We start from the raw sequence: 17,120 nt of genomic DNA, 5'->3' as shown, positions 1-17,120 counted from the left end.
CAGGTGTTAGCGGTGAGAGCCGTTTAGCCGAGCCGTACTAATGGCCCCGGAAGCGTGTTTAATTTTCGCTGTATTGATCAAGTTGATGAAGTTACTGATATAGTAAGTGAATATCCAAGTCTCTCTCTGTAGGAAAAAAGACAATGACATTGGCTGGTAACAGTCAGACGAGTCAATTAGGTTGGTGTTAGTTAGGCGGGTGTTCACCTCTTCCATTTCGAACAGAGTCGTTAAGCCCCGTACTGCCGATGGTACTGCTGTCATAAGCGGGAGAGTAGGAAGATGCCACCTATTGAAATAAAAAAGCCTGTCTTTTAGACAGGCTTTTTGCATTTATAGCCTTTTACAAACTGGTATCATTTAGTTGGTAAGTCATTGGAAAGGCCTTTCACAGCATCTTAACGTGATTTACAAAAGGCCTTCCCAGGTACTTAAGCCAATTCCAGTACGGGCACTTCAAAAGCAGGTAGCGTTATTTTAGCGAGTAACTGCTCCTCTAACAGCTCCGCCCAGGCGTTCATATACGCGATGACATCCTCGCGAACGTTGTGCTTAAGAAATCTTTTTTCGAGTGGGAAACGAGCCAGTACTTCTCTGTCGTCGAGTTTTTCAAGGTGCTTTAGATCTTCCAGTAACAAACCGACATTCAGTAGTTCGTTGATCAGCAGATCGATCGGCATTTGACTGGTGGAGCAATAGTCTTCAGCCTGTTCATTCCAATCGCCATGCCGCTGCATGGCGTACTGATGTATTTGGGCCTTACTAAGTTTGGTTAATTGCTGGGCCAGGTTGCCACAATTGCAACCACCCATATGGCCCCATTGGTAGGGCGCACCATGTTCCAGGTTCGATGCCGTTTGCCGGAGTGCATAAATCAATTCAGGAGTTGGGCGGGCCATAACTTTGTCTATTTAGTTAGTTTTTCTCTTTCCTATCCGCGAAACAGCTGTTCTAACAGTTTTGTTCACAGCCGAATAGACAATAAAAAAGCCCGCTCTGTAGCGGGCTTTTCGTTAACGAACTAATTCCATTAAATCTTTATCGTTGACCTCCTTACGAATGTCAGCCATGTCCAGAAAGCGTGTATAAATGCCGTCGAGCGTCGGCTTATCATAACGGAAGCCGAGCAGCTCAAGCCGGTGCTTCAGGGCATGGCGGCCGCTGCGCGCGGTCAGAACGATGGATGACTTAGGCACTCCCACATCATGCGGGTTCATGATCTCGTAGTTCTCGGAATGCTTCAGAAAACCGTCCTGGTGAATACCGGAGGAGTGGGCAAAGGCATTGCGTCCTACGATCGCTTTATTAGCCTGTACGGGCATTCGCATCATCTGCGATACCAGATTGCTCACCGGGAAAAGCCGTGTGGCGTCGATGTTCGTATGCAGTCCCAGTTCCTTCTTCACTTTCAAGGCCATAACGACCTCTTCAAGCGATGTATTACCCGCGCGCTCGCCAATACCATTCATGGTCACTTCTACCTGCCGTGCGCCGTTCATAACGCCTGCCAGGGTGTTGGCTGTGGCTAATCCCAGATCGTTATGACAGTGGATCGAGATAGTCGCCTGATGAACGTTGGGAACATGCTCGTAGATGTAAGCAATCTTCCGGCCGTACTCGTCGGGCAGGCAGTAGCCGGTTGTATCGGGGATGTTTACGACAGTAGCGCCCGCTTTGATGACCGCTTCGGTTAACTGCGCCAGAAAAGCGAGGTCAGCCCGTCCGGCGTCCTCCGCATAGAATTCAACGTCTTCTACATACGTTTTGGCATGTTTGACGGCTGCAATTGCCTGTTCCAGGATTTTCTCCCGTGTGCTGGAGAATTTATTTCGAATATGAATGTCAGACGAACCAATACCCGTATGAATTCGGCCACGTTTAGCGAACTTGAGCGCTTCACCGGCCGCATCGATATCTCCCTTTACCGCACGGCTCAGAGCGCAAATGGTCGGTTCGGTCACGGCTTTTGATATTTCAACTACCGAACGGAAGTCGCCGGGGCTTGAAATGGGGAAACCAGCTTCAATAACATCAACGCCCATCCGCTCCAGTTCTTTCGCTACTACAATTTTCTCCTCAGTGGTTAACTGGCAGCCCGGTACTTGTTCACCGTCGCGCAGGGTAGTATCAAAAATGTAAACTCGCTGGCTCATAGTTTGGTATCAATTGAATTCGTATGGTTCTTTGGTTAGTAAAAAAGCCTTCTCTCCGGACAGAGAAAAGGCTTTTTATTATAGCGTATCCTTCTCCGTCTTAAAAAACGTTTAGTAGTTGCAGTCGGCAGGATAAAAGATTGCTCATAATTAGTTTGCGAAATTTCGCTGTACGCGTAAATACGCTACAAAAATAAGTGTTTTTGATTATTTTACAAATCCGTGAACAAATTTCAATTTATGAAATTACCTGTTTTTTAAGCCGTTAAACGTTGCAAAATTTGCTCGCCCATAGCGTTCGTACCCAGAATTTTATCCGATGCGGTCGTTGCGTCAGCAATGTCGCGGGTGCGGAAACCAGCCTTGAGAACAGAATCAACAGCGTTGACGACTGTTTCAGCCTCTTCTTTCATACCAAACGAAATATCGAGCATCAGGGCAACAGACAGCACAGAGGCCAGTGGGTTGGCTACTCCTTTGCCGGTAATGTCGTGTGCTGAACCGTGAATGGGCTCGTAAAGACCCGTCGTGTCGCCAACAGAGGCCGACGCCAGCATACCCATCGAACCGGCAATCTGACTGGCTTCGTCGGTCAGAATGTCGCCGAACAGGTTGCCCGTTACAACCACGTCAAAACGCTTGGGGTCTTTGATCAACAGCATGGCAGCGGCATCGACAAACTGATGTTCCACTTCCACTTCCGGATACCGGGGCGCAATTTCCTGAACGACTTCGCGCCACAGGCGGGATGATTCCAGAACGTTTGCTTTGTCGACCGAACATAATTTCTTACGCCGGGTCATGGCCGCGTCGAATGCTTTGATCACGATCCGCTCTACTTCGTAACGGCTGTAGATCATGGTATCGAAAGCCGTGTTGCCGTCGTCTTTACGGCCTCTCTCGCCAAAGTATACATCGCCGGTCAGTTCGCGGAAGAACAGGATATCGGCGCCTTTCAAAATCTCCGGCTTGATGCTGGACGCACTCAGTAATTCGTCGAAAAGTTTGATGGGGCGTAGGTTTGCATACAGACCCAGCGCCTTCCGAATGCCCAGCAGCCCCTGTTCCGGCCGTACCTTAGCCGATGGGTCATTGTCATATTTGGGGTGGCCAACCGCACCGAACAGAATAGCATCCGACGCTTTTGATTTGGTGATGGTTTCGTCGGGAATGGGGTTGCCGGTGGCTTCGATAGCTTCGTGGCCAATCAGCGCCGTGTCGTACGTAAACTCGTGGTTGTATTTTTGGGCAATGGCTTCCAGAACCTGTTTGCCAACCGCTGTTACTTCCTGACCGATGCCATCACCGGCAATAACTACAATGTGTTTTTTCATTTTGAGAGACAAAAAAGCAAAGGAATCACTAGCGTTCTAGGTAGTGCTGGTCTTCCTTTACGATGGGCAAGCGAAACGAGGATTATTGAAATTGACGTTGTTAACTGAATGAATCGGCTTGGTAGTGGTTATTTAGGCTTTACCGCTTCGGCAATGACATTCTTGCCAATAACCTGGCCACCCGTAAGCGTATCGAACAACCGGCTCACCGGGAAAATAATACGGTCGTAAAAGATCACCGATTCTTTCGTAATCCGACCGTCTTTACCCAGCCATTTGTAAATAAGCGAAATGAAATAACCGACAAAATCATAGTACCGGCAATCGGTAACGCGCAGTCCGGCGGCTTCCAGAATCTGGCGAACCATCTTTTTGTCGTAGCGCCGGTAATGACCTACGTGTTCATCCATGTTACTGAAAATCTCCTGACGCGCTGGTACAAAAACTTTGATTCGGCCACCCGGCTTGAGTTTTTTGTATAACTCTTTCACGATTTCGCCGTGGTGTTCGATATGCTCCAGGACGTTGATGGTATAGATCAGATCGTAGGTTTTCGCCAGTGTAGTGATATCGGTATAGACTGGCTGTTTGATCAGCGGTAACAGTTCCGGGTCGATCTCGGCGGCATCGACGCTGCCAATCGGGAACCGGTTCGCATATTCGCCATTACCGGCACCGAAATCCAGGATGGCTTCGCCGGGGCGAATATCGCGTGATACCCATTTGAAGAGACCACCGTTATAATTGATAGCGTGGCTCATCATGGCCAGGTTATCGGCCCCGTTGTAATCTACCTTTTCTGCCGTTTGTTTGGCCTGACTCATATCTATTTGGGAGACGAAGTAAACAGGATAACGTTCATTGCTTTGTTTACTGAGCACGAAGTTATTAAACGAATCGTCATTTTTAGTCTAGCGTATTGAGCATTTTTTGAGTGGCCTTAATGGCCGACACGGTCTGGTCTGAATCGAGGCCGCGTGTTTTGAACTCCCCGTTTTTATGTTTCCAGGTGATAATGGTCTCACAAAGGGCATCGGTTCGTCCACCGGTTGGAATCCGTACGGCGTAATCGGTCAGTAAGGGTAAGGTCAATTTCTTTTTACTGTAAATCTTTTTCAGGGCGTTCATGAACGCGTCGTACTGGCCATCGCCCTGCGCACTTTCTTCAAATTGTTCCTCATCAATGCGCACCCGCAGCGTGGCCGAAGGCTTGAGGTCTTTGGAATGCGTCAGTACATAATTGAGGACCTCTACGCGCGATGCAATGGAATTGGTGTTCAGAACATCGGAAATGACGTAGGGCAAGTCCTCGCGCGTGACCACCTCTTTCTGGTCGCCCAGCTCGATAACCCGCTGCGTTACTTTTTTGAGGTCGTCTTCCGACAACTGGATACCCAGTTCGCGCAGGTTGTTCTCGATGTTGGCCTTGCCCGACATTTTACCGAGCGCATAGCTGCGTTTGCGGCCAAAGCGTTCGGGAAGCAGCGCGTTGAAATAAAGGTTGTTCTTCTTGTCGCCATCGGCATGGATACCCGCCGTTTGCGTAAACACATTGTCGCCGACAACGGGCTTGTTATCCGGAATCCGCAGACCCGAGAAGGTCTCGACGATCTTACTCACCTGATACAGCGACTTTTCAACGACGCCCGTTCGAACCTCCGGCATGAAATCGCGCAACACCGCAATGGCGCTGGCCAGTGGTGCGTTGCCTGCCCGTTCGCCCAGACCATTAACGGTCAGGTGTATACCGTGCGCTCCCGCCCGAACGGCCTCCATCACGTTGGCAATGCTGAGGTCGTAATCGTTGTGCGCATGGAAGTCGAAATGCAGGTTTGGGTAACGAGTCACCAGCTGATGAACGAACGAATAGGATTCCGCAGGTGTCAGCACGCCCAGTGTGTCAGGCAGCAATACGCGTAGAATAGGCTGGGTATTGAGAAAATCCAGGTATTGAAAGACATAGTCCGGCGAGTTGCGCATGCCGTTGCTCCAGTCTTCCAGATACACATTGGCCTTGACGCCCAGCTTACCGGCTGCACAAACTACCTGACTAATGTCCTTAAAATGTTCGTCGGGGGTTTTCTTGAGCTGGTGTGTCAGGTGGTTGAGAGAACCTTTGGTGAGCAGGTTCATCACTTTCGCACCGGATGCCTGCATCCAGTCGAGGGAGGCTTGCCCATCAACGAAAGTCAGCACCTCAATCTTGTCGATCAGGCCAACGCTGGTCGCCCAGCGGGTAATCTGCTGAACGGCTTCCAGCTCCCCCGCCGATACCCGCGCCGAAGCGATCTCCACGCGATCTACCTTGACTTCGGTAAGCAGTAACTGAGCCAGTGCCAGTTTTTCGGACGCAGAAAACGACACACCGCTGGTTTGTTCACCATCGCGGAGTGTCGTGTCCATTATTTCAATGTAGCGACGTTTCATATGTAAAGAGCGAAAGAGTGAATGAGCGAAAGAGCGAAAGCGTGGCTTATATGGCGGATTTGTTTACGCGTAAGCCACTCTTTCACTCTTTCGCTCTTTCGCCTTTAGAAAGGTCTCGATTCGGCGAAGGCTCCGATTTCTTCTTTCATCGACAGCAAATAGTCGATGTCGTCGTAGCCGTTGGTGAGGTTGTGCTTCTTGTATTCGTTGATCGCGAAGCTTTCGCTCTCGCCAGTAGCCAGCAGCGTAACGGTTTGTGCCGGGAGGTTCACTTCCAGTTCGGTCTTCGGATCGGCTTCGATGGCCGCGAATATCTTCTCCAGGAACTCGGGGCTTACCCGAACCGGCAGGATGCCGACGTTGATGGAGTTGGCCTGGAAAATATCGGCGAAGAAGCTCGATACCACGCACCGGAAGCCATAGTCATAAATGGCCCAGGCAGCGTGCTCGCGGCTCGATCCGCTGCCAAAGTTTTTGCCGCCTACGAGGATTTTGCCTGAGTACGTCGGGTCGTTCAGGACGAAATCGGCTTTGGGTGTATTGTCGTTGTTATACCGCCAGTCGCGGAAAAGGTTGTCGCCGAATCCTTTGCGCTCGGTGGCTTTCAGGAAACGGGCGGGGATGATCTGGTCCGTGTCGACGTTCTCAATGGGCATGGGAACGGCACTGCTGCGGAGTATGGTAAATTTATCGTAAGCCATTTTTGAAAAGGTGGTTTGAAGTTTGGCGTTCAACGTCTGACGTTCTCGTACATCTGGCTATCTACCGATAAGCAAGTAGCGAAACGTCAAACATCAAACAACAACCGTCAGACTAATTAAGAAAGTGATCGCAAATTCTTCGGCATTTACCTAACCCCAACCTCTCCCCTGTTTTCAGAGGAGGGGCTAAAAAAAGGGTAGTTCTAGCTCCTCTCCTGTTTTTCAGGGGAGGGGTTGGGGTGGGGTGAAATACCACAAAATATTTGCGTAACTAGTTAAGAAACTCGCGGGGATCGGTAACGACACCCGTAACGGCGGCAGCGGCAGCGACTAATGGGCTTGCCAGCAGCGTGCGGGCACCCGGTCCCTGGCGACCTTCGAAGTTACGGTTGGAGGTCGACACGGCGTATTTGCCCGCCGGAACCTTGTCTTCGTTCATGGCCAGACAGGCCGAACAACCCGGCTGACGTAGTTCGAAACCAGCCTGGGTCAGGATGTCCAGAATACCTTCTTCCTGAATTTGTCTTTCAACAATGTGCGAACCCGGCACTAACCAGGCCGTAATGTTATCGGCTTTCTTACGGCCCTTTACAATGGAGGCAAAGGCGCGGAAATCTTCAATCCGGCCATTGGTGCAGCTGCCGAGGAACACAAAATCGACCGGCTTGCCGATCATGCTTTCGTTTTCCTGGAAGCCCATGTATTGCAGCGATTTCTTGTAGCTGGCTGAACCGTCTTTCACGCTGTCGGCCATTGGAATCTGGTGCGTAACACCCGTGCCCAGACCGGGGTTGGTACCATACGTGATCTGTGGTTCAATATCGGCGGCATCGAACGTCAGGTCGAGGTCGAACGTAGCGCCTTCGTCGGTTTTGAGGGATTCCCAATAAGGAACGAGTTTGTCCCACTGTTCGCCTTTTGGCGACAGTTCGCGGCCTTTGAGGTAGTCGAGGGTAGTTTGGTCGGGAGCGATCATACCACCACGAGCACCCATTTCGATGGTCATGTTACAAACCGTCATCCGGCCTTCCATGGTCATGTTCTCGAACACTTCACCGGCGTACTCCACAAAGTAACCCGTAGCGCCACTGGCCGATGTCTGCGAAATGATGTACAGAATGACGTCTTTGGGCAGCACCGCTTTGCCGGGTTTCCCATTGACGGTAATCCGCATCTTCTTCGGTTTCGGCTGCATGATGCACTGCGTAGCCAGCACCATTTCAACTTCCGACGTACCGATACCAAAGGCAATGGCACCGAAGGCACCGTGCGTGGAGGTGTGCGAATCACCGCAAACGATGGTCATGCCGGGGAGGGTGATGCCGTTTTCGGGCCCTACCACGTGTACGATACCGTTTTTGATGTGGCCCAAACCCCAGTGCGAGATGCCGTAGGTTTTGGCATTGCGCTCCAGAGCCGCCAACTGATTGGCCGACATAGGATCAGCAACGGGCAGGTGCTGGTTGAGGGTAGGGGTGTTGTGATCGGCGGTAGCAAAGGTGCGGTCGGGATACAAAACCGTAGCGCCCCGGCCTTCGAGACCTAAAAAAGCCACCGGGCTTGTTACTTCGTGGATAAAATGGCGGTCGATGAACAGGACATCGGGACCATCTTTAACCTGCCGGATGACGTGCGCATCCCAGACTTTATCGAACAGGGTTTTTGGGGTACTCATAACTATGGAGGATAACTAGTCGCGGTAATTTCGTTAGTACTTTCCGACTATCGCGGGGATAGGGAAAGGTGGCTACAAAATTGATAAATCTTACTCAAAGGCGAATCCCGTCATTCGTCCAGTAAATGGCGATTTTAGTCCAAGAGGGTTGAATGGGTGGAAAGCGGCATTTGGTTGGGGGGGTGAAGGCAGGGTTCTAAAAACCTGATATTCTCCTTCAATGAGATGTTTTACGAAATACTATAAAGTAGCGGCTAAAGCTTTGGTGGTGTAGAAGAAGCGGATTTACATGGATTAAACTATCGACGTAATACAGATCTTGATGCAAGGTAGAATGTTCAATTAACCACTAGACCTACTTTCTTGCTAAACACCTGCTATGCCTCGTTTTTTATAGACAAACAGTTCTATTTCGTCTTGTTTCTTTTGTTCCTTCAATTGGGAAGTCCATAAAATATCTGTCATTCATATCTGCTGAAGTGGTCATATGAATTAGGTTAGAAATAAAATAAGAATGTGATAAGTCTTGTAACTCATAAATGTTGTAGAAATTTTCGTTACAATCTGCTTCAATAGGAGGGTTTAATCCTCCACTGTCTAACCAATGTCGAATAAATATATTGCCGCCTAATGAGAAATGGTTAATTAGGCCTCCCGAAAGTCTAAGTGAATCATCTATAACAAGTGAATTAATCCTTCCTTGAAAATCAAATGAGATTAGACCTCTAAATATTCGATTATTATCTGTTTCAGATAGTTTTGGAAATCTAACTATTGAACTGAAATTTTCTACAACCTTATATAATCCATTTTTATCTGTTCGATTTGACAATATTCTAGATTTTACTTCAATTAAAGCCTTTACGCTATTTTGGGTCACGACTACAAAATCGCCTTCACTAAAAATTGTAGGTTGTGTATTGTCATAAATTAAAATGTCAATTTGTTTCGAAACAACATTTTTATTGTGAGATATTTGATTTAAGACAAAGCCAGTTCCAACAGACAGATTATTAGGTAGTCTAGCTCTCAAAACTGATTTAAGTTTTTCTTCTTTATATCTTCCATCCTCACCCCAATTAGCGTCTCCTATTAAATTTCTTACACGATTTTTAATAGTGTCTAGCTCTCTACTTATGGAAATCTGATATTCTAATGTATTTATCATTTTAATTTGTTATTTGTCAAGAAGATCTTTTAATTCGTTAAATGTGTTTTTGTCTAAAATGTCTAACTCGTTGCCAGTGGCTAGCTTTATTGTATCTCTTGCTTCTTTGATTCTATTTAGCATTGGTAAAACTATCCTTTTACCGTGATTGATAAAATTGTCTAAGTCTTTAGAACAAGATGGTATTTTATATCCGTCACGACTTGAAGCAATTAAAACACCTTTGTCTCTGAGGTTGCCAACGACTTTTGTTCTGAAATATTCTTCTTTTAAACCTTCGTGTCTACTCTGGTTAAGGTGATTGAAAATTTCTTTTGTTGAGACATACCGATTTCTAATACTTGCCCTTTGGAATAGCAAAAGAAGTTTAAGAAAATTTATTTGATCTATTTTCTGCTGATCGCTTCCTGTTTCTTTATCTATAAAGTTCTGAACCCTCAAATAACACACTTCTGCAATTTTTGGGTCAAAGGTTTCGTCAACGTTTGTTTCCTGAAACTCTTTAAAAGAAAATTCTTTTGGAAAGAAATTTAAGCTACTAATTTTAGGATTTAATATTTTCTCAAATTCAGTACTATTCTCTGATTTCTTTGATTCGTCAAATATATAACCTAAAGACCCGGCTACGAAATCGGCTAATTGAATGAAATAACTTTGTTTACTATTAATAATATTGAAGTCATAGCCTGAGAAAAGATTTCTTTCATGATGCTTTTGAACGTAAGTTTTAAATTCTCTCATAAAATCGTTTCCTCCATGTTCATCAACATTAAGTTCAAGCCTTGGAAAGGTGCGGTATAATTCTTTATAAACTAAGTTGTTTAAATATTTGTAAAATGATTTTTTTATACTGAATCCCTTTCCAAATAATTTTCTCTTGTCAACTATTACAGCATATATGGAGATGTCAAGTTGAGCAATGTCTTCTAAGATTCGTTTTCTTCTTGCGTAGTTTGGTCCAACCCCGCTTGATTTCATTTCACCCGTTTGAAAATTGTGCTTTCGCCTTATTTCGTCAATGTCTGTCTTTAGTTTTCCTAAATTTTCATTTTTGCAAATAACAGTCGCAACAATAAAGTGACTTCCCTGGGTTTGAAAGTCAAATGAGCTATTACCGAACTCGTCTGCAAATGCTGTTATATTATGTTGCATTGTCGTCTTTTAAAATGAGGAATTAATTCTGAAAATAAGTAAGTTTTGTAGTACTCTTTGTATGTGATTCAAATGTTCCAAGTTAAATCACAACTTTTTTGCTAAATATAACTTTGTAATTCATTGCTTTTCACAGTGATAAATATATCTTTTTTACATTTCTTTTGATTCAAGTCAAATGCATCGAATTGGCTTTGGCTAGGTAGTGTGCCCGGCTAAGGTTAACGCAATATAGTTTCTATAGAAAACGAACGCCCAAATCCCTGCTAGCTTGCCTACTTTTTCAAAGCGACAACGCCACCAACTCCCCTGGGTGACCGATAGCACCAACAGCCACAACGATGTACTGCTTTCCATTCATGGAATAGGTCATGGGCAGGCCGGATTGGTTGGCGGGTAGTTCGATTTCGGAGACGATGGTACCGGTCGATTTGTCGTAGGCTCTGAACTTGTTGCCGCCACCGCCATCGGAACCATAAAGGCCCGCGCCTTCTCCGGCAAACAACAGCGTTTTGGTGACGAGCATACCCACCCGATCCGGCAAACCAGTTCGGGGAATCTTGATGCCTTTCAGGGCCGGAACGTCTTTAACCCAGCTCGGCGTGTCGGCGTTGGGTACCATCCATTTATGATCGCCGGTGTTCAGGTCGATGGCCGTAATGCGTCCGTAAGGCGGTTTCACCAGCGGCAAGCCATACGGGCCAATGCGGGCATTGCCCATGTAGGCCACGTAATCCATGTCCGATATAGCGGGGGCGGCCTCCAGGCTCATGGGCCGGATAACGGTGCTGGACGATACATAGAGCATGCCCGTTTCGGGGTCGACCACACCGCCCTGCCAGTTGGCACCACCTACGGCATCGGGGAGCATCAGCGTGCCTAAACTTTTGGGTGGATCATAGACACTGACGGGTGTAAACAGCGGTCCCTTTTTATAGCGACTGACAATTTTCAGAGCTGCTTTTTTGATCTCGGGCGTGAAATCGACCAGAATATCATCCGAGTACCCCTGTCGGTCGAAGGCGGCTGGTTTGGTGGGGAAGGGCTGCGTGGGCGATGTCCATTCGCCTTTTACATCGCTTTTGGGAACGGGGCGCTCCTCAATGGGCCAGACGGGTTTTCCGGTCACGCGGTCAAATACGAACACAAACGCCTGTTTGGTCACCTGCACCACCGCTTTGATGGGCTTGCCGTCTACCCGTATGTCGGCCAGAATGGGCGGGGCGGGCAGGTCGTAATCCCAGATGTCGTGGTGGATGAGTTGGTAATGCCAGACCTTTTTACCCGTTTTGGCATCCAGGCAGACCAGACTCTGCGAAAACAGGTTGTTGCCGGGGCGGTGTCCGCCGTAGAAATCGCCCGTGGCGGCTTCCAGCGGGAGGTACACATAGCCAAGTTCCGGGTCGGCGGTGAGGGGTGCCCAGGCCCCGGCGTTTCCGGTGTATTGCCAGCTGTCCTTTTCCCAGGTTTCGTTTCCGGCTTCACCAGCTTTTGGAATGGTGCGGAAAATCCAGAGCTGTTTGCCGGTCTTTACATCGTAGCCCATGATGTCGCCCCGAACCTGTTTCTTGGAGGTCGGGGCCAGCCCAACGGGAAAACTGGCCCCCATGATAATCACATCGTTGACAATGATCGGGGGCGAGGTAGAGCCAATGGTGGAGGTGAGCGGGTCGACATGCGGGCCGAGGCCTTTCTTGAGATCCACCACGCCATTATCGCCAAAATCGGGGATCGGCTGCCCGGTTTGCGCGTCGAGGGCAATGAGCTGAAAGCTGGGGGTGATGTAAATGACCCGGTCTTTCCCTTTGTCGGGCGCGGTCCAGTAGGCAACACCCCGGCCGGAATTCTGGCGGGGTACATAGGTTTTCCGGTCTTTTTCGTCGTACCGAAACGTCCACAACGTTTCCCCGGTTTCGGCGTGAATAGCGGCTACCGTTCGGTTCGTACCTGCCGTGGTGAACAGCACGCCATTCACCATCAGGGGCGTCGATTTAAAGTAAAATTCCGGGTTCGGGCCGAAGTTGTCGGTCTTCCAGCGCCAGGCAATTTTCAGGTTTTTGGCGTTGTCTTTATTGATCTGGCTTAGGGGCGAGTAGTTGGAACTGGCGTAGTCGCTCCGGTGCTGTCGCCAGTCGCCTTCGATGGTGGTGGGTTTAGCGGTGTAATCAGCGGGTTTGAACTGCATACTCACCCGCGTGGAGGGGGGCGGGGTACCCATCGGGATCAGCCTCAACCGCGCCGTCGCCGACGGTAACGCCACATCGCCCTCCGGAAAGCCGTTGGCATTCAGGATAAACGCAATCAGCGACGCGTAGGCGGCATCCTCCAGCGAATGCGGGTTAGTTTTGGGCATGGATGACTTGGTCAGGTCGAACAACTGCCCCACCGATTTATCGCTCCACTTGCCAACGAACCGTTCGCCCACCAGCGCGTTACCACCTTCCGTTCCCCGCAAATCCCGACCATGACAAGCCGCGCAATGCGTGGTAAACAGGGCCGCTCCTGCTTCAACCTGCTTTGCGGTATAGACGCCCAGATTCGCCGTTAGCGTGGCTTTGGGTTTGCCGGTTTGTTGTGCCTTCAGGCTGGACTGAAAAAAGAGACTGATGCTAAGTAAGCCAACGGATATAAAGAGGGTCTTCATTTGGCGAGATAACGGTAGGGACTATGCGTAGAGAAAAGTACGATTGATGTCGTATATACCCCATCCTCCGCTGATCAATTTACCCTGGTTCTGTCAGCGATAAGTGGTAGCTGGATGGTGACCTGGGTATACTGGTCTACGACCGATTCAATCTGCATGTGACCATGTAGATACTCAACCAGATCTTTACTCATGAACAGGCCCAGGCCTGTCCCCTTGGCCACCGGTTTGGTGGTAAAAAATGGATTAAATAACTGACTGGCCTCGTGGGTCGGTATTCCCCGGCCATTGTCGCGAACCTGAAGCTGTGCCTGGTCATCGATGACCTGGGTCCGCACCTCCAGACGAGCTTTAAACGCCTTCTCCCGACGACTCTTCTCGGCCAGCGTGTAGCAGGTATTATCAACCAGACTAAACAGGACTTCACTAAATTCGACGGGTAACAAATGCACGGGAATGGCCTGTGGACTCAGTTGCAGGTCGAGCTGAACGGACAAAGAAGGATATTTGGTAATCGCTTTCTGTAGGGCAGTGTCGATATGCTGGGTCAGAAAGGGGTTCAGATCGGTGAGTATCAGGGTTGAAGAGCGTTCTTTAAGCAAGCGCTGCATATCCTGTAAAATACGGGTGGTGTTGTTGCTGTGTTCATTGATCTTGGTCAAATTCTGAGCCAGCATCATCATCCCATCACTCAGCTCGTTTTGCTGGTCGGCCGGTAGCAGCGCCTGTTGTTTCTCCGTTACCAGCTGTATCTCCTGTACGAGCTCCTGAGCGTTAAGCGAGAAGTTTTTAATGTAGTTGAGGGGGTTAAGAATACGATCGACAATACCTTTGGTGAGCTTGCCCATGGTGGCCATTTTTTCGGCCTGGATCAATTGATCCTGCGTCCGGCGCAACTCCTCCAAGGATGCTTCCAGTTCAGCCGTACGCTGCTGTACCTGCTGTTCGAGTCGCTCATTCTGGTTGGCCAACAGGGCCTGTTTCTCCTGGGTGACCAGCACAACCGCTGCTGCATTAGCCCGCTCCAGGGCTAAAACCTCTTTGAAGCGAAGCATCAGGTAAACCAGAAATGACAACGGCAGGAAAAGAAGTCCGCCCGAAAAGAGCAGATACGTTGTGAGGGTAGGGCTGGCAAACGGAATGTGGGCTACAAATGAATTGACGGCCAGAAGCGAGCCGAATAACGCACTCAGCCCTCCCCCCGCCACGATGGCCCATTGGGCCCCTTTCAGGCGTTTCCACGAAACGATGAGTACATAAGTAAGGATGAGTTGCTGACACACACAGCCACCATAAAAAAACTCGCTGCCTAGCCCAGTGTACATACCGGCCAGCCCGCCCATAAGCGAGAGGGTCATGCCTATGCCAATCCATTTTTTGTCAACAGGATAATTAAATATCCGTAACAAAGCCACCAGATCTAAACTGAGAGCCTGCCATAAAAGAAGGTCAATAAATTGATTCCGGACAAAATAGTCAACCGCAAAGGAGGTATTCAGTAGATCTGTATACCGACATAGATTCGTGATGGCAAAAAGCGTTTCCACAATAGCCCATAGCCGTATGGTGTCCTTTTCGGGAAGTTTTTGACTTGATAATACCCAGAACGCCAGTGCCAGGAGAATCGACACGGTCGACCAGAGGGTATAAAAAATCGCCTGTAATGTAGACGACCTCATGAAACGATCCGTCAACTGTTGCGGCCTGCCCAGGATAAGAACCCTGTCGACATGCTGGAATACGTCGGATTTTAGTTTTTCAGGAGCCAACGGAGGAAAAGGAAAGACGTAATCCACCAGGTGCACGGCGATCACATAGACTTTGCCCGCTTCAAACGGCACGGGTAACCCTTGTTTATGGTGAGGGTTATTCTCAGCATAGGGCTTATGGCTTGTACCGGTGCTGCCAAACGTGGCTACTCGTTTTCCATTGACATATACCTCGCTGGCTGCCCAGGCATCGCTAACGAGTTCCAGCGGAAGCAAATCAAACGTCGAGTCAATCCGAAGGCGAAGTCGGAACCAGCCTTCGGCCCGGCCAGTCGAGTCGGCATCTTGGGCCGAAAAACTTGCCGGGGTTCGTTTTGTCCAGTCTGTCGTATTCAGGTCGGGCCGCGCCCAGGCGGGGTTATGACCGGGCTTATAGATCCAGCCGGTCTGCGTGGCTAGGTTCAGAACGTCGACCGGTTCAGAGCCTTTTGAGATACGTTTTGTTTTTGAGAGAACCAACGTGGTATTCTGGCCAACGGCAGGGCCAATGGTCAGGCCAATGAACAGGCAAATCAGTAAGCGTCGCAGCATGGAAAAAAGGGAAGAGGGAAGTCGGGTCAAGGTACTATAAATAATTACAGGTCAGCTCATTGAGCCATTTAGCGGTCAATTTTCTGACTGAATCGATTATAGCAGGCAAGGCGCCGTCTATTTTCGTCCCCAGGCAATGAAAATGGCAACGAGCGCAACGAATATATTGACGCCAATTTGGCCCACTTCACCTCTTGCTATGTGAAAAATGCTGGCAGCCACCATCAGGGCTATTGTTCCGTAAGCGGCATAACGTGTGAGCCCTGGCTGGATGCCCGTCAGCCCGGGTAAAACCAGGCCGACACCTGCCAGCAAATCCAAAACGCCTGTCAGCTTAACCAGATGGGTATGATCCGCTGTCCACGGCCACATGGCGGCCAACGCGTCGGTGGGCTGAAATAGCTTCATGCCTGCCGCCCAGAGTAAACTGACGGCTAAAAGGACCTGAGCAGCCCAAAGGGCAATAGAGCGTGTGGTGGATTTCGTTTGTTGGCGTAGCATAGCAGTATGATTTGTCGCGAAACTAGCTACATTCGCTATCCAAACGATATTACTTCCCGTTTGGATAGCGCTATCCAGACAGGAAGTAATGCAAACCATAACAAGAAATGCTGTCGACCGGTGGTTGCCCCAAAACGATGCTCTCGATTAAAGATGCCCTTGAAGCCGTTGAAGGAAGGTGGAAGTTGCTTATCTTATTTTCGTTGTCAGAAAGCCCTAAACGGTTCAAACAGATAGCCAGAGAGGTCAGCGGCATAACAGACAAAACGCTGTCTAAAGAACTGAAAAATCTGGAAGCGAATAAACTTATCCGTCGGCAGGTTCACGACACCTTTCCGCCAACCGTTGAGTATTCGATTACGCCACACGGTATGTCGCTCGAAAAAGTGATCGACGAACTTCATTTTTGGGGGTTGGCCCATCGGAAGGAGGTTATCGGGCAATGATTGTCTGCGCGCTCAATTCGTTGGGGTTGCTGTCTAAAAGCTCAAGCTGTCCGCTGGCTTGTCGCCCACCTTTTTTCAGATCATACTGTAGTTCGACCATGCCGCTTTTATACGCTGTTGCCTCTTCAGATCGCCCGAGTACAGCTCAATGTTGGGTCTTTCAACCGGCAGGTTTCGTTGCGTAACCACAAGGGTCGGTACATCGCCATAGGCCCACCCATATGATTTTGACAGTTCCAGGGCATGCTCGTACGTTTATGAGCCCATTACCTAACAATCAATCGTTTTCAGAAAAGCGGCTGTGGCCTGTTCCGTAAGGTCAACCCCTTTTTCATACTAGTCAGTTGTCTTAAACCCGGAAACGTTATTGTCTTTGTTGGCCACGAAGCCATCGAGGCTCGAAACCATGTGGATGGTCACTTTGCTGGAACGGGTCTCTGCAGTAAGATTTAGAGGATATGGAGCCTGAACAGTAGCTAACGTGAATAATGGGTTGATTAGCTTAAAATCTAGCTTATACGCAGTTATCACCCACGTTATACAGCGATTAGATCAAAAAGATATAACCACAGAGACGGTCCGCCGTGCGGCACAAAGAACACAGAGGTTGATCAGGGAA

Annotated in this window: 13 protein-coding genes and 1 rRNA gene; 2 read left to right on the top strand and 12 right to left on the bottom strand. The window is 48.9% G+C overall.

Annotation, left to right across the window (positions count from 1 at the left end; all coding sequences use genetic code 11):
- Nucleotides 1-180: 180 nt before the first annotated feature.
- Nucleotides 181-291: ribosomal RNA gene (rrf, locus tag ACYVK4_RS26205) — 5S ribosomal RNA — on the top strand.
- 140 nt (nucleotides 292-431) lie between these two features.
- On the opposite strand, the gene ACYVK4_RS26200 is transcribed toward rrf, so the two are convergent.
- The 12 genes from ACYVK4_RS26200 to ACYVK4_RS26145 form a co-directional block, all read right to left on the bottom strand.
- On the bottom strand, nucleotides 432-899 hold the full coding sequence (locus ACYVK4_RS26200) for a hypothetical protein (protein WP_461130533.1): 468 nt from the start codon (nucleotides 897-899) through the stop codon (nucleotides 432-434).
- Nucleotides 900-1,013: 114 nt separating this feature from the next.
- Entirely contained in the window at nucleotides 1,014-2,153 is a 1,140-nt protein-coding gene (locus tag ACYVK4_RS26195; protein ID WP_461130532.1) for a 2-isopropylmalate synthase, read from the bottom strand.
- 257 nt (nucleotides 2,154-2,410) lie between these two features.
- Nucleotides 2,411-3,487 (bottom strand): 3-isopropylmalate dehydrogenase, encoded by a 1,077-nt coding sequence (leuB, locus tag ACYVK4_RS26190; protein WP_461130531.1) that lies wholly within the window; start codon nucleotides 3,485-3,487, stop codon nucleotides 2,411-2,413.
- 128 nt (nucleotides 3,488-3,615) lie between these two features.
- Entirely contained in the window at nucleotides 3,616-4,311 is a 696-nt protein-coding gene (locus ACYVK4_RS26185) for a class I SAM-dependent methyltransferase (RefSeq protein ID WP_461130530.1), read from the bottom strand.
- A gap of 82 nt (nucleotides 4,312-4,393) precedes the next feature.
- The gene (locus ACYVK4_RS26180) at nucleotides 4,394-5,914 is read right to left on the bottom strand and encodes an alpha-isopropylmalate synthase regulatory domain-containing protein (RefSeq protein WP_461130529.1); all 1,521 of its coding nucleotides are present in this window, start codon (nucleotides 5,912-5,914) and stop codon (nucleotides 4,394-4,396) included.
- Nucleotides 5,915-6,018: 104 nt separating this feature from the next.
- Entirely contained in the window at nucleotides 6,019-6,615 is a 597-nt protein-coding gene (gene leuD / locus ACYVK4_RS26175) for a 3-isopropylmalate dehydratase small subunit (RefSeq protein WP_461130528.1), read from the bottom strand.
- Between the two features lie 271 nt (nucleotides 6,616-6,886).
- Nucleotides 6,887-8,290, bottom strand: coding sequence for a 3-isopropylmalate dehydratase large subunit (gene leuC, locus ACYVK4_RS26170; protein ID WP_461130527.1), 1,404 nt, complete (start codon nucleotides 8,288-8,290; stop codon nucleotides 6,887-6,889).
- Between the two features lie 391 nt (nucleotides 8,291-8,681).
- Complete coding sequence (locus tag ACYVK4_RS26165) at nucleotides 8,682-9,458, bottom strand: DUF6602 domain-containing protein (RefSeq protein WP_461130526.1); 777 nt, start codon at nucleotides 9,456-9,458, stop codon at nucleotides 8,682-8,684.
- Nucleotides 9,459-9,467: 9 nt separating this feature from the next.
- Nucleotides 9,468-10,610, bottom strand: coding sequence for a DUF3800 domain-containing protein (locus ACYVK4_RS26160; RefSeq protein ID WP_461130525.1), 1,143 nt, complete (start codon nucleotides 10,608-10,610; stop codon nucleotides 9,468-9,470).
- Nucleotides 10,611-10,893: 283 nt separating this feature from the next.
- Nucleotides 10,894-13,254, bottom strand: coding sequence for an outer membrane protein assembly factor BamB family protein (locus ACYVK4_RS26155; protein WP_461130524.1), 2,361 nt, complete (start codon nucleotides 13,252-13,254; stop codon nucleotides 10,894-10,896).
- Between the two features lie 74 nt (nucleotides 13,255-13,328).
- Entirely contained in the window at nucleotides 13,329-15,554 is a 2,226-nt protein-coding gene (locus ACYVK4_RS26150) for a sensor histidine kinase (protein WP_461130523.1), read from the bottom strand.
- Nucleotides 15,555-15,671: 117 nt separating this feature from the next.
- Nucleotides 15,672-16,055: a DoxX family protein gene (locus ACYVK4_RS26145; protein ID WP_461130522.1), complete on the bottom strand. Its 384-nt coding sequence runs from the start codon at nucleotides 16,053-16,055 to the stop codon at nucleotides 15,672-15,674.
- A gap of 107 nt (nucleotides 16,056-16,162) precedes the next feature.
- Here ACYVK4_RS26145 and ACYVK4_RS26140 point away from each other — a divergent pair, with 107 nt between their 5' ends.
- Entirely contained in the window at nucleotides 16,163-16,501 is a 339-nt protein-coding gene (locus ACYVK4_RS26140) for a winged helix-turn-helix transcriptional regulator (RefSeq protein ID WP_461130521.1), read from the top strand.
- Nucleotides 16,502-17,120: the final 619 nt, after the last annotated feature.

Source organism: Spirosoma aerophilum, assembly GCF_054782495.1.
This window is presented reverse-complemented; position numbering and strand designations above follow the sequence as displayed.

Excerpts from the sequence above, each read along its gene's own strand:
- ACYVK4_RS26200 (WP_461130533.1), bottom strand. The coding sequence starts at position 899 with ATGGCCCGCCCAACTCCTGAATTGATTTATGCACTCCGGCAAACGGCA.
- ACYVK4_RS26195 (WP_461130532.1), bottom strand. The coding sequence starts at position 2,153 with ATGAGCCAGCGAGTTTACATTTTTGATACTACCCTGCGCGACGGTGAA.
- leuB (WP_461130531.1), bottom strand. The coding sequence starts at position 3,487 with ATGAAAAAACACATTGTAGTTATTGCCGGTGATGGCATCGGTCAGGAA.
- ACYVK4_RS26185 (WP_461130530.1), bottom strand. The coding sequence starts at position 4,311 with ATGAGTCAGGCCAAACAAACGGCAGAAAAGGTAGATTACAACGGGGCC.
- ACYVK4_RS26180 (WP_461130529.1), bottom strand. The coding sequence starts at position 5,914 with ATGAAACGTCGCTACATTGAAATAATGGACACGACACTCCGCGATGGT.
- leuD (WP_461130528.1), bottom strand. The coding sequence starts at position 6,615 with ATGGCTTACGATAAATTTACCATACTCCGCAGCAGTGCCGTTCCCATG.
- leuC (WP_461130527.1), bottom strand. The coding sequence starts at position 8,290 with ATGAGTACCCCAAAAACCCTGTTCGATAAAGTCTGGGATGCGCACGTC.
- ACYVK4_RS26165 (WP_461130526.1), bottom strand. The coding sequence starts at position 9,458 with ATGATAAATACATTAGAATATCAGATTTCCATAAGTAGAGAGCTAGAC.
- ACYVK4_RS26160 (WP_461130525.1), bottom strand. The coding sequence starts at position 10,610 with ATGCAACATAATATAACAGCATTTGCAGACGAGTTCGGTAATAGCTCA.
- ACYVK4_RS26155 (WP_461130524.1), bottom strand. The coding sequence starts at position 13,254 with ATGAAGACCCTCTTTATATCCGTTGGCTTACTTAGCATCAGTCTCTTT.
- ACYVK4_RS26150 (WP_461130523.1), bottom strand. The coding sequence starts at position 15,554 with ATGCTGCGACGCTTACTGATTTGCCTGTTCATTGGCCTGACCATTGGC.
- ACYVK4_RS26145 (WP_461130522.1), bottom strand. The coding sequence starts at position 16,055 with ATGCTACGCCAACAAACGAAATCCACCACACGCTCTATTGCCCTTTGG.
- ACYVK4_RS26140 (WP_461130521.1), top strand. The coding sequence starts at position 16,163 with ATGCTGTCGACCGGTGGTTGCCCCAAAACGATGCTCTCGATTAAAGAT.